Origin of the sequence: Solibacillus merdavium (assembly GCF_014836935.1) — a bacterium.
Classification (GTDB): Bacteria; Bacillota; Bacilli; order Bacillales_A; family Planococcaceae; genus Solibacillus; species Solibacillus ferritrahens.
Map to the genome: position 1 here is coordinate 84,646 of NZ_JACSPW010000010.1, position 13,056 is coordinate 97,701.

Consider the following 13,056-nt stretch of genomic DNA (forward strand, 5'->3'; position numbering starts at 1 on the left):
ACTACTTAAAAAGGTAGCTTGTGGTATATAATGGAATTGGGAGAAGCCTTACTAAAATGTCTCCATAAAGATTTTAGTTGGGAAGTTATAAATACAGCACTTGATATACAGAATATTCCCGATGGTTACAAGGATCTCATTAAGCAATGTAATCGATAGCTATGAGATGCAAATTATTGTTTTAACATTTTTAGTGGCACGATGAAAAAGTAACTATAGGGGAGGCAAAATTTATGTTAGAATCAGTAACGATTAAGGAATTGACGACTATTGAACAAATTGAAGAGGCACGTGAATTAGAGCATGAGATTTGGGCAGTCGGTAGCATCCCTGTTCATCAAACCATTGCAACAATACGTAATGGTGGAATTGTTCTTGGAGCTTATTTAAATGACGAAATTATTGGCTTTAACTATAGTTGTCCTGGATATATGGATGAGCAAGTGTATTTATATTCCCATATGATCGGTATTAAACGTAACTACCGTGAACAAGGTGTAGGAGAATTACTAAAAAACTATTTAAAAGATATCGCTATCGAACGCGGTTATAGAACTTGCCGTTGGACGTTTGATCCACTTGAAGCGCGTAGTGGTCATTTAAACTTTTCAAAGTTACGTAGTTATAGTGATACTTATATAGAGAATTGCTATGGTGAGATGGAGGATCCATTTAATAAATTATTGCCTACAGACCGCCTTTGTGTAGAGTGGCAGCTTGTTGATAATGATTATTTACGTTGGGATGCAAAAGTAGAAGAATTACTTGATGAAGCAAAACCTATCGTAGATTGGGAAGCAAATATTGTAGGGTTGCCTACATTGGATAAGGAACAGAAGTTTCGTAAAGAGGAAACGCTTATCCATGATGCATATACATTACCTATTCCAACAAACTTCCAAAAAATCAAAGTTGAGAGTGTCGCTTTAGCAGAAGACTGGCGATATAAAACGAGAAATATATTACAAGCAATGTTTGACCAAAATTACAAAATTATTTACTTAATGAAAAAAGATGAGCAAATAAGCCATTACCTACTTGTAAAGCGTTCTTTATTTGCCCTTTAATTCCTTTTTCAGCGGGTGTTTACCGCCCGCTGAAAAACTTTTAAAGTAATGAATCAGTAGGAGCAATGAACATGAAATTAGTGGAAGTCACGATGCATGAACTTATAATGCGAATGAAAACGCCTTTTACAACGAGCTTAGGGTCAATGCAAGATAAGCGATTTTTAGTATTGGAGGCGAAGGATGAAAGTGGTTTTGTCGGTTGGGGAGAGGGCGTTGCTTTTGAAGAACCATCCTACACAGAAGAAACTTTTAAAACTTCCCGCCATATGCTGGAAGATTTTTTAATTCCGGCGTTATTGGGAGCTGAATTGAAGCATCCAGATGAAGTGTTTGACATGTTTCGATCCATTCGTCGCAATAATATGGCAAAAGCAGCAATTGAAGGCGCAGTATGGGATATTTATGCCCAATTAATGAACCAACCATTAGCGCATGTCATTGGTGGGTCCCAGGAAAAAATCGAAGTGGGAATTAGTATTGGTTTACAGCCTACAGATGAACAGCTTATCCAAACGATTCAGCATTATTTGGATGAAGGCTATAAACGAATAAAAGTAAAAATCAAACCTGGAAAAGATATTGAACTTTTACATACAATTCGCCAAGCATTTCCTACCATTCCTTTAATGGCGGATGCAAACTCAGCGTATACATTAGATGATATGGAAAGTTTAAAAAAGCTGGATGAATTTAATTTAATGATGATCGAACAGCCACTTGCCCATGATGATTTAGTCGACCATGCATTATTACAAAAGCAAATCAAGACACCGATTTGTTTGGATGAAAGCATTACTTCTCTAGAGGATACACGTAAGGCTATTCAGTTGGGGAGCTGTGGTGTAATAAACATTAAAATTGCACGAGTAGGCGGTATCAGTGAAGCGAAGCGCATTCATGATTATTGCATGGAGCACCATATTCCCGTATGGTGTGGGGGGATGCTTGAAGCAGGAATAGGCCGAGCGCATAATGTTGCCATTACTAGTCTAGCTAATTTTATAATGCCCGGGGATACTGCTGCCTCAAGTCGTTATTGGTACGAAGATATTATTAGCCCAGAAGTAACAGTAGAAAATGGCTATATTAAAGTTCCCAAAAAACATGGAATCGGCTATGAAGTAAATCGTGCATTATTGGAAAAGTATAGTGTCAATAAAACGACATATCGGATATAGATGCAAACCACGAATTAAAATTTGTGGTTTTTTCTTGTTTCATCTAATTTCCTATATATACTGTAACTTGTAAATAAAGCGACTAATTGCTCTTAAAATACAATTTTCATTATATTGGTTATTCAAAAGTGCCTTATTTTTAAATCGTGCGTTTGATTTTCATTATTAGCAATTATATAATGATGTAGGGAAAGAAATGATTCTCATTTTCATTGAGAATCAGTGAATATATCTTGGCGTATGGCAATCAGATTTATTAGTTCACTCAAAATTCAGCAGCGTTTGTCTAGTTGAATTAAAATAAAAATAAAAATATATAAAGAATAGTGGGAAAATGAAATGAGACTTTGGATGCTCGTTGCAGCAACCATCGTTCTGTCCTTTATATCATTATTTATTGGGGCAATCGACATAAAACCATCTGATTTATTGGATTGGGATTCAGATAAGACACAAATTTTCCTGATGAGTCGAGTGCCGCGATTAATGGCGATCATACTTGCTGGGGCAGGGATGGGTATTTCAGGCTTAATTATGCAAAGTTTAAGCCGTAATAAATTCGTATCACCGACAACATCCGGTACACTGGATGCGGCTAAACTAGGTATTGTAGTATCGATGGTATTTTTCACAAGTGTAGGTTATATGGAGAAAATTCTCTTTAGTTTTACATTCGCGCTTATTGGTATGATGATTTTCATGCGCCTTCTGGAAAGCATTAAATTTAAAGATGTAATTTTTGTGCCTCTAATCGGGATTATGTATGGGAATATTATTGGTGCGATATCCACATTTATTGCTTATGAAGCAGATGTTTTACAAAGTGTAGATACATTCTTTTTAGGGAGTTTTACACTTGTTGTTTCAGGACGTTATGAGTTGCTTTATGTAGCTGTCCCGGCGATTATTCTTGCTTACTTATATGCAAATAAGTTTACAGTGGCAGGAATGGGAGAAGATTTTGCGAAAAATCTAGGGTTGAGCTACCGTACTGTGTTAAATCTCGGTTTAGTGCTTGTCGCGATTATTTCAACAACTGTAGTATTAACAGTGGGGATTATTCCTTTCTTAGGGTTAATTGTGCCAAACATAGTTTCATTATATATGGGAGACAATTTACGTAAAACGATTCCGCATACAATTTTCTTAGGGGCAGCATTCCTATTGATGTGTGATATCTTGAGTCGTCTTATTGTGTATCCGTTTGAGATTCCTGTAAACACAACGGTTGCGGTAATCGGCAGTGCAATCTTCTTAGTAATGTTGTTTAGGGGGAAAGCATATGCGAAAAAATAGGACGAAGCTTATTGTTTTAGCTATAATCGCGATTATTAGTATACTGTTATTTTGTCTATATAATATTCAAGGTGGATTTAGTTACGCCTTTCCAAAACGTGTAGAACGCGTATTGGCAATGATTATTACCGGTACTGCCATTGCGTATGCAACAGTAACATTCCAGACGGTTACGCATAATCGGTTATTAACACCTTCAATGATGGGTGTTGACTCGATGTATGAAGTCGTACAGACAGTCATATTCTTCTTTGCAGGGTCTGCTTCTATATTTGTAGTAAGTCGTTATTTAAATTTTGGATTATCAATTGCTGCGATGGTTTTATTCGCACTTATTTTATACAGATTTCTATTCAGGGCAGATAAGCATCCAATCTTCCTACTGCTGCTAGCAGGGATGATTATAGGGACACTGCTCGGTAGCTTAGTAACATTTTTACAAGTTATTATAGACCCGGTAGAATATGAAAGCTTACAATCTCGTTTATTTGCAAGCTTTATGAATGTGAAAACTGAGCTTTTACTTATTGCTATCGTTATATTAGTGGCTTCGTTTATATACGGTTATCGTTTATTAAGGGATTTAGATGTAATGTCATTAGGACGTGAAAATGCAATAAACTTAGGTGTGAATTACGATAAGATAGTATTGAAAGTTCTAATTTTATCTTCTGTTCTAATTGCAACATCTACTGCGCTTGTCGGTCCAATTACGTTTTTAGGGTTAATCGTTTCAAACTTAGCGTATCAATTTTTTGCTACGTACAAGCATTCCGTTTTAATTGTGGGTGCAAGTCTCATTAGTATTATTGCACTTGTCGGTGGGCAGTTTTTAGTACTGCATGTGTTCCAATTAAGTACAACGATAAGCGTAATTATAAACTTTATCGGTGGATTGTACTTTATTTATCTAATACTGAAGGAAAGTAGGAAAGCAGGATGATTGAAATTAAAGGGCTTTCTAAAAGCTTTGGAAAGAAACCAGTTGTTGAAAACGTATCATTAACTATCCAGCCAAAAGCAATCACTTCATTTATTGGACCAAACGGTGCCGGTAAGTCAACATTATTATCCATGGTAAGCCGATTGCTTGATTCAGATACAGGAGAGGTATTTTTGGATCAAAGTGATGTGAAAAAAATGAAATCAAATGAATTTGCTAAACGTGTGGCAATTTTACGTCAATCAAATCATTTAAATGTGCGTTTAACTGTACGTGAGCTCGTGGCATTTGGCCGTTACCCTTATTCAAAAGGACGTTTAACACCAGAGGACGAAGAACATATTGACCGTGCAATTGAATATATGACATTGGGCGATATGGAACAAAAATTTTTAGATGAATTATCTGGTGGTCAAAAGCAACGTGCTTTTATCTCGATGGTAATTGCACAAGATACTGAGTATATTTTGTTGGATGAGCCATTAAATAATCTGGATATGAAGCACTCGGTTCAGATTATGAAAATTTTACGCAAGCTTGTAGATGAATTAGGGAAAACTGTTGTGATTGTATTGCATGACATTAACTTTGCTTCTGTGTATTCGGATCGTATTGTCGCTTTAAAAGATGGACGTCTTGTAAAAGATGGTCCAACTAATGACATTATTAATTCAGAAGCACTGCGGGAAGTGTATGATATGCATATTCCGGTTCAAGAGCAAGATGGCTGTAGAATTTGTGTATACTTTAATTCCCATAGCTAAAAATAAGTAAATGTATAGGTTATTCTCGCTTATGCATTTATTTTCTGACATTAAATGAGAATGAATATTAATTTCATAAAAACAATTGACAACATTAAACAGTTGATTTAGACTTACGTTAGTTAATTGAAAACGATTATCACTCTCGATTGAGAGAAAAGTAGGAGGAAATTTTAACATGAAAAAGTGGAAATTCTTAACGGCAGCAGCATTAACTTTAATGCTAGCAGCATGTGGTTCAGATGAAGAAAAAACAACTGAAACAAATGAACCAGCTACAACTGAAAACGGTGAAACATCTACATCTACATCTACAGAAACAGCAGCATTCCCAATGACAGTTTCTCCATTATCAGCGGGCAGTGAAACAGAAGATGGAAAATCAATTTCCTTTGAAGATGTAACATTTGAAGAAATGCCAAAAAACATCGTAGTACTTGACTACGGTTTCTTAGATACACTTGATGCATTAGGCGTTGAAGGAATTGTTGGTATCGCTGCAAACGGCGGTAAAGGGAATATCCCGGCGCATCTTAAAGAGAAATACGTAACAGATTCAGTAGCAGACGTTGGTACTTTAAAGCAAATCGACTTTGAGAAAGTAGCAGCTGCTAACCCAGATGCAATTTTCATCTCTGGTCGTCAGGCTCCATTCTATGAAGAGTTAAAAGAAATCACTCCAAACGTAGTATTCATCGGTTCTGATAACTCAAACTATGTTGACGGTGTATTTGAAACTGTAGACTTAGCAGCACAAATCTTCGGTAAAGAAGAAAAAGCTGAAGAGTTAAAAGCAAACCTACAAGCTAAAGTTGATGAAGTGAAAGAAAAAGCAGTTGGCTATGAAAATGCATTAGTAGCAATGTACAACGACAAAAAAATCTCTGGTTTCGATAACGGTGAAGATTCTCGTTTTGCATATGTATATAATGATTTTGGCTTCAAACCTTCAACTACAGATATTAAAGCATCTTCACACGGTTCAGACTTCTCTTATGAGTCAATCCTTTCTGTAGATCCAGAAGTATTATTAATCATCGACCGTACAGCTTCTGATGTAGATACTATTAAAGCTGACATCGAAAATGATATCATCAAAAAGACTCGTGCTTACAAAGAAGGTAAAATCGTTTATCTTGATGGTGTAAACTGGTACTTCTCTTCTAACGGTGTAACAACTGAAGCAGAAAAATTAGATGAAATCTTAAACGAATTAAAATAATATTATAAATAGGGCATGTCTCATTTTGAGGCATGCTTTTTTTAAAGAAAAGGAGCGATAGATTATGTTTGTACAAATACGTAAATGGGTTGTAACTGAGGGAAACTCAGAAAAAATTATTGAACGTTTTAGTAGAAAGCCGGATCAAGGTCCATCGAAATTGGAACAACGCGAAGGTTTTATTGGTCGCGAATTATTGGTGAAAAATGTTCGCCGTGGTGAAGAAGAAGTGGTCATGATCATCCGTTGGGAATCCGAAGAAGCATGGAAGGCTTGGGAAAAGAGCCCTGAACATATCGCTGGCCATAAAGCGAAAATAAAAGAACATGGTGGTAAACCTCCAAAGCCGGAATTCGTCATTTCGATGGAGCACGGAAATTACACTGTTGTAGAATAATTAAACTTGTAAAACTACTTTGCTGAAAATTTTGGCAAAGTAGTTTTTTGTTTTTTTATATAGTGTATATAATTTCGGGTAAAAGAATAGATGTATATAGAAAGAGGTGGATGTTATTGAAAAAAGGGGCTTATTTATTCGCACTAGTCACTCTGGCTGTATTTATCATAATTTCTTTGAATTATAGAACAGCAAACTTTGAAACAATGGATGCAAAAATTCAATCTATACTACGTGGTAATGAGAGTATTATTCTATTCCACTATTTAGGTGAAACAGAATTTATTGTAATGATTACTGTCCTCCTTTTACTCTTTCTAGGAATTTGCAAAAGAAATTACCGTGGTATGTTATTTACTTTGTTAACAATCGGAGTGGGGAACAGTATTAATCAACTTTTAAAGCATTTTTTTGAAAGACCTCGACCGGAGATTTTAGATCAGCTTATTACATATAGCTTTCCATCTGGGCATTCTCAAATGAGTGTGCTGTATTTGTTCACCATAGCATACTTATTTTCTAATATGACTAATAGTAATTTAAAGGCAATGACTATATGGAGTATAGCGATTGTATTAGCTTTCTTTATTGGTTTAGCACGTATTGCTGAAGGTCGACACTATCCAACAGACGTCTTAGCTGGATGGAGTATAGGTTATAGTTGGTTTATTATTTGCGTATTATGGTATGAGTCTAGTAAACATCGTCTTAAACAAGGGAATTCCTAAATAGTAGGGATTCTTTTTTTAAACTGAAAGTTGGTTTGTTACATAAGATGTTACCTGGATAAAAAAAGTTGCATTAAGGAAACATCTGGCATATAATTTTAGAAATGAATAAATTACAAAGGAGAATTGTATGGATGATAACGTATTATTAGCTTTAGGGTTAACGTTGTTTGCAGGGCTTGCTACAGGAATCGGTAGCTTAATAGCCTTTTTTACAACGCGTACGAATAAAAAGTTTTTATCAATTGCCTTAGGATTTTCAGCTGGGGTCATGATATATGTATCGCTTATTGAAATTTTTGTGAAAGCAAAAGATTCATTAGTGAACGTTCATGGGGAAACGACTGGATATTGGTATACTTTGTTTGGATTCTTCGGGGGGATGCTTTTAATTGCATTAATTGATCGCTTTATTCCAAAGGGCAACAATCCCCATGAAGTAAAATCTGTAGAAGATGTTCAAAAAGCACAATTAATTGTTAATGAAGAAGTAGAAGCTGACCGTCTCATGAAGATGGGGCTCTTCACAGCAATGGCGATTGCCATTCATAACTTCCCAGAAGGTATTGCTACTTTTATGGCGGTTTTACAAGATCCCAATGTAGGAATTGCCATTGCCATTGCTGTAGCTATTCATAATATCCCAGAAGGTATAGCTGTAGCCATTCCTATTTTTTATGCAACAGGGAAGCGGATGAAGGCGTTTAAATGGTCGTTTGCTTCGGGTTTATCAGAGCCTTTAGGTGCATTAATCGCTTATTTTTTACTTATGCAGTTTATGACTGATACAATGTTTGGTATTATTTTTGCCGGTGTTGCTGGTATTATGGTCTTCATTTCTATTGATGAATTACTCCCGGCTGCCAAAAAATACGATGAAGCCCATTCGTCTATTTATGGTTTAGTGGCAGGTATGGCCGTTATGGCAATAAGCCTAGTAATGTTAACTTAATCAGGACAGTGTAAAAGCCAGCATCATCAACCGGATGCTGGCTTAAGTGTGTTTGTTTCTAGGAAGCAGCTGTTACATTTTCAGATGCAACAGTAAAAGTTGTATTCGGGTATTCATTTTTTTCTATTTCATCGAGCAATGCTACGGCAAAGTCTGCATAACTAATATAACTGTTAAATTGTGAGTTTACTAAAATTTTCTCGGCCCCTTTAATATAATGACCTGTACGCGGTCCGTCAGAATCGAACATAGCTGAAGGAATCGCAAAGGACCATTGGATTGAGGAACTTTCTAAATCCTGTAAATTTTGTAATTGTGCCCTTGCTGTGTCAACAAGGTCTTCTGGATAATCTTCCAGGTCCATAAGGCGAACGGTCTTTTCGCGGTTCACAAATAGACAGCCTGAGCTACCTACAACAAATAGCTTTTTATTCGTTCCTTCTAATAAGGAAATTAAGAATTCTCCCGCCGTTACATGCAAATGTTCTTCCCCCGGTAGTGGGGCAAAGGCATTAATTAAAATATCAAAAGGTTCAATTTGCTCTTTCGTCAAATTAAACAAGTCGCTTTCTATAATTGCTATATTATCTTCCTGTAATGTTGCCTTATTTTTTACAATAGCTGTTACATCGTAATTTCTCATTAAAGCCTCACGTAAAATATGAGTCCCTGCTTTACCAGCAGCACCAATAACTGCAATTTTCATAAACATTACCCCTTTCTAACAGTAGATTTATTAATATACCCAATATTGAAAGGAATTATGCATATTTTGGGATGAAAGATAAGTGAACATTGTTTGTAGAGGGCAAAGTTAGTGGGCTTCATCTAACTAAAAAAGGGTCGCAAATTTAATAACTAAATTTTGCGACCCTGGTGTATTTTAATTACTATTTGAATAAGTAGTGACTTGTATTCCTGCAGAAGCTCCTGTCGTTAAAACAATTTGATGTGTAGGAAATTGCTTTTTCATAGCTTCAATAAATTGTCCTTGTATCGATAGTGGAATGATGGAAATTAATGTTGGCCCCGCACCACTTAATGCAGTCCCGTAGGCTCCGGCCAATTTTGCTGCTTCATGAATTTCGTTGTAGTTTGGTATAAGCTCTGCACGGAACGGCTCATGGAATAAATCCGCCTCCATATAACGCCCGATACGTACATAATCTTTGGCAATTAGAGAAGCCGCCAGCATATTTGCATTTGCACTTGCTCGGACAGCATAGCCCCGCTCTAATTGGCTTGGTAAAACACCACGTGAATCAGATGTTTTTAACTCAACATTTGGAATAAACACTACAAATGCTGCATCCATTTCCTGAATATGAAGAGTATCGACATTTCCTTGTTCATCCATAGAAGAAATAGTTAGCCCCCCTAATACAGAGGCAGTAGCATTATCAGGATGTCCTTCAATTTGAGAGGAAATATTCAACTTGTCCTGTGTCGATAAGTTTAACTCTCCTAAAATATTCGCTAACTCGATGGCCGCAACTATAGCTGCTGCACTACTGCCGAGTCCTCTTGCTAGAGGAAGCTCGCTCTTCATTTCAACTTTGCATGGTCGTAATGAAGCATTGTACTGTTTGCCCACTTGTTGGGCAATTTTATAAATTAAATGTTTTTCAACTGTTGTATCTGAAGGTACATTGTCTCCAATATGAACAAATTCCCACTCATTTTGTAAAGTTACTTCCAAAGTTAAATAAAGTGATAGTCCAAGACCAATCGAGTCAAATCCAGGTCCTAAATTTGCTGTACTGCCTGGGACTTTGATTTGCCAACTGTTGCTCATAAACTGAATACGCTCTCGATATAGCTGCGAATTTCCTGTTCATCATTTTTAAGTGCAACTAAGTCAACAGTTGAAACATTCATTGCTGTATCAGGATCTTTTAAACCATTGCCTGTAAATACTGATACTACTTTGCTGCCCGGAAAAATCTTACCAGCTTTAACGGATTTGATGACACCTGCTAATGATGCAGCAGAGCCTGGTTCAATGAAAATTCCCTCTTTTTGGGCAATTAACTTATAGGCTTCCAAAATTTCCTCATCTGTAACGGCCTCGATTAAACCACCTGATTCATCACGTGCTGCTTCTGCATATTTCCAGCTCGCAGGATTCCCAATGCGAATTGCTGTCGCAACTGTTTCTGGATTTGCAATTGGAGCTCCATTTACGATGGCAGCTGCACCTTCTGCTTCAAAGCCATACATTTTTGGCAGACCGCTTTGTTTTGCTTCATTATATTCTTTAAAGCCTTTCCAGTATGCTGTGATATTACCAGCATTACCCACTGGGATGCATAGGTAATCCGGTGCTTGGCCTAATTGATCAACTATTTCAAATGCTGCTGTTTTTTGCCCTTCAATACGGTAAGGGTTAACTGAATTTACTAATGCGATTGGAGTAGTTTCTCCTATTTTGCGCACAATATTTAATGCATCATCAAAGTTACCATCAATCTCGATAATTTTAGCGCCATACATCGTAGCTTGTGCTAATTTTCCAAGTGCTACTTTACCTTTTGGAATCACTACGATTGATTGAATGCCTGCACGTGCTGCATATGCTGCAGCTGCAGCTGAAGTATTACCTGTAGAGGCACAAATAACTACTTTTGAACCTTCTTCAATAGCTTTCGCAACGGCAAATACCATGCCCCGATCTTTAAAAGAGCCGGTTGGGTTGGCGCCTTCTATTTTTCCATATAATTCAATCCCTAGTTCCTTCGATAAATTCACTAAAGGAATTAAGGGAGTATTTCCTTCATTTAAAGAGAGAGCAGGTGTATTTTCAGTAATAGGTAAATACTGTTTATATTCTTCAATAAGACCTTTCCACATAGACAATTTAACTCCTTCTGTTCTCGGTAGATGAACATTTGTTTTTGTATACAAGACATTTTAAACCTATGTGCCTCTTATTTCAATAGGAATCGATAAATTGTCGGAACAATTTGTTAAGTAAAAAAGATGTTGTCACTTTTAAGAAAGAAATGTATGATAAGAATGTTGTTAAGTCAAGTGTAAAGACACATGGAGGGTGGAGTAGTAAATGTCAGTGGAAGTAAATGAACAAAAGCCTTTATCACGTAATAAATTATTGGGCATTGCTGGTGTCGGTTGGATGTTTGACGCTATGGATGTCGGAATTCTCTCCTTTATCATTGCTGCACTTGCAGTGGATTGGGGATTAAACAGTAGCCAAATGGGGTGGATAGGTAGTGTAAACTCCATCGGTATGATGGTAGGTGCATTAGTGTTTGGGCTACTAGCAGATAAAGTAGGCCGTAAGCAAATTTTTATGTGGACACTTATTTTGTTTTCTGTAGCAAGTGGATTGTCTGCATTTACAACTACATTAACCCTTTTTCTAATTTTACGTTTCTTCGTAGGAATGGGTCTTGGTGGAGAATTGCCGGTTGCTTCCACATTAGTATCTGAAAGCGTGAAAGCAGAAGAAAGAGGAAGAGTCGTTGTTCTATTAGAGAGCTTTTGGGCAGCGGGATGGTTATTGGCAGCAATCATATCTTATTTTGTAATTCCTGCAGATTTTTGGCCAATTGAAGGATGGCGCGTTGCGTTACTAATTACTGCAATACCAGCATTTTATGCTATCTATATACGAATGAAATTACCTGATTCACCGCAGTTTAGGGTAAAAGAAGAGTCTAAAAAGCGATCTGTATTTCAGAACATTGCTGAAGTTTGGGCAAAAAAGTATGCACGCTCTACCGTTATGCTCTGGATACTGTGGTTTACAGTTGTGTTTTCCTATTACGGTATGTTCTTATGGTTGCCAAGTGTAATGGTTGGAAAAGGGTTCGACTTAATATCGAGCTTTAAATATGTACTTATAATGACATTAGCTCAATTGCCAGGTTATTTCACTGCCGCCTGGTTTATCGAGAAATTTGGGCGTAAATTTGTATTGGTTACATATTTGTTAGGTACTGCAGCAAGTGCATTTGTTTTTGGAGGTGCCGAAACAATCACAACTTTACTGATTTCTGGAATGTTGCTTTCATTCTTTAACTTAGGGGCATGGGGAGCTTTATATGCCTACACACCAGAGCAGTATCCAGCGATTGTACGCGGTACAGGTGCGGGAATGGCTGCGGCAGTAGGGCGTGTTGGTGGTATTTTTGGACCGTTATTAGTCGGCTCACTTTTAACAAAAGGGTATGATATTAGCTATATATTTACCATTTTCTGTGGTGCTATTGTTATAGGTGTGTTAGCTGTAATTTTCTTAGGAAAAGAAACAAAACAAACTGAATTACAATAAAAGTAAAAGGAAGGACCTGTGCAGATTAAACATGCACAGGTCCTTTTAAACATAATTTATACAGTTTATGATATACAACTAATTTAATTTGAACAGTTAGTTTTAGGGGTATATTTTTACTTTTATACAATATATTTTCAAATAATTGTCTATTTTATACATAAAATATCCAGTTCTTTAGCATAATGAAGTTTTTTCAGAAAACTCATTGT

General features: G+C 36.6%; 13 protein-coding genes. 10 read left to right on the forward strand and 3 right to left on the reverse strand.

What is annotated here, in order from left to right:
* The first annotated feature begins 233 nt into the window (after window positions 1-233).
* The 9 genes from H9632_RS11760 (at window position 234) to zupT (ending at window position 8,550) form a co-directional block, all read left to right on the forward strand.
* The gene (locus H9632_RS11760) at window positions 234-1,067 is read left to right on the forward strand and encodes a GNAT family N-acetyltransferase (RefSeq protein ID WP_191704272.1); all 834 of its coding nucleotides are present in this window, start codon (window positions 234-236) and stop codon (window positions 1,065-1,067) included.
* A 71-nt stretch (window positions 1,068-1,138) separates the two neighbouring features.
* On the forward strand, window positions 1,139-2,248 hold the full coding sequence (gene menC / locus H9632_RS11765; protein ID WP_191704273.1) for an o-succinylbenzoate synthase: 1,110 nt from the start codon (window positions 1,139-1,141) through the stop codon (window positions 2,246-2,248).
* A 339-nt stretch (window positions 2,249-2,587) separates the two neighbouring features.
* Window positions 2,588-3,544, forward strand: a complete 957-nt coding sequence (locus tag H9632_RS11770) for an ABC transporter permease (protein ID WP_191704274.1) — start codon at window positions 2,588-2,590, stop codon at window positions 3,542-3,544.
* Window positions 3,531-4,487 carry an iron chelate uptake ABC transporter family permease subunit gene (locus tag H9632_RS11775; RefSeq protein ID WP_191704275.1) on the forward strand — a complete coding sequence of 319 codons (957 nt, stop codon included), beginning with the start codon at window positions 3,531-3,533 and terminating at the stop codon, window positions 4,485-4,487. Before H9632_RS11770 ends, H9632_RS11775 begins: the two co-directional genes overlap by 14 nt.
* Window positions 4,484-5,251, forward strand: coding sequence for an iron ABC transporter ATP-binding protein (locus H9632_RS11780; RefSeq protein ID WP_191704276.1), 768 nt, complete (start codon window positions 4,484-4,486; stop codon window positions 5,249-5,251). The genes H9632_RS11775 and H9632_RS11780 overlap by 4 nt, the downstream gene beginning before the upstream one ends.
* A 178-nt stretch (window positions 5,252-5,429) precedes the next feature.
* Window positions 5,430-6,473: a siderophore ABC transporter substrate-binding protein gene (locus tag H9632_RS11785; protein ID WP_191704277.1), complete on the forward strand. Its 1,044-nt coding sequence runs from the start codon at window positions 5,430-5,432 to the stop codon at window positions 6,471-6,473.
* Window positions 6,474-6,537: 64 nt separating this feature from the next.
* Window positions 6,538-6,870 (forward strand): antibiotic biosynthesis monooxygenase family protein, encoded by a 333-nt coding sequence (locus H9632_RS11790; RefSeq protein WP_191701387.1) that lies wholly within the window; start codon window positions 6,538-6,540, stop codon window positions 6,868-6,870.
* A 116-nt stretch (window positions 6,871-6,986) separates the two neighbouring features.
* On the forward strand, window positions 6,987-7,598 hold the full coding sequence (locus tag H9632_RS11795) for a phosphatase PAP2 family protein (RefSeq protein ID WP_191704278.1): 612 nt from the start codon (window positions 6,987-6,989) through the stop codon (window positions 7,596-7,598).
* A gap of 130 nt (window positions 7,599-7,728) precedes the next feature.
* The gene (zupT, locus tag H9632_RS11800; RefSeq protein WP_191704279.1) at window positions 7,729-8,550 is read left to right on the forward strand and encodes a zinc transporter ZupT; all 822 of its coding nucleotides are present in this window, start codon (window positions 7,729-7,731) and stop codon (window positions 8,548-8,550) included.
* Window positions 8,551-8,608: 58 nt separating this feature from the next.
* Here the strand turns inward: zupT and H9632_RS11805 are convergent, their stop codons facing one another.
* From H9632_RS11805 to thrC, 3 genes are all read right to left on the reverse strand, one after another.
* Window positions 8,609-9,256, reverse strand: coding sequence for an NAD(P)-dependent oxidoreductase (locus H9632_RS11805; protein ID WP_191704280.1), 648 nt, complete (start codon window positions 9,254-9,256; stop codon window positions 8,609-8,611).
* Between the two features lie 177 nt (window positions 9,257-9,433).
* Window positions 9,434-10,345 carry a homoserine kinase gene (gene thrB / locus H9632_RS11810; RefSeq protein ID WP_191704281.1) on the reverse strand — a complete coding sequence of 304 codons (912 nt, stop codon included), beginning with the start codon at window positions 10,343-10,345 and terminating at the stop codon, window positions 9,434-9,436.
* Window positions 10,342-11,400 carry a threonine synthase gene (thrC, locus tag H9632_RS11815; RefSeq protein ID WP_191704282.1) on the reverse strand — a complete coding sequence of 353 codons (1,059 nt, stop codon included), beginning with the start codon at window positions 11,398-11,400 and terminating at the stop codon, window positions 10,342-10,344. Before thrC ends, thrB begins: the two co-directional genes overlap by 4 nt.
* 211 nt (window positions 11,401-11,611) lie before the next feature.
* Here thrC and H9632_RS11820 point away from each other — a divergent pair, with 211 nt between their 5' ends.
* A complete protein-coding gene (locus H9632_RS11820) occupies window positions 11,612-12,844 on the forward strand; it encodes an MFS transporter (RefSeq protein WP_191704283.1) in 1,233 nt (410 codons plus the stop codon).
* Window positions 12,845-13,056 lie beyond the last annotated feature (212 nt).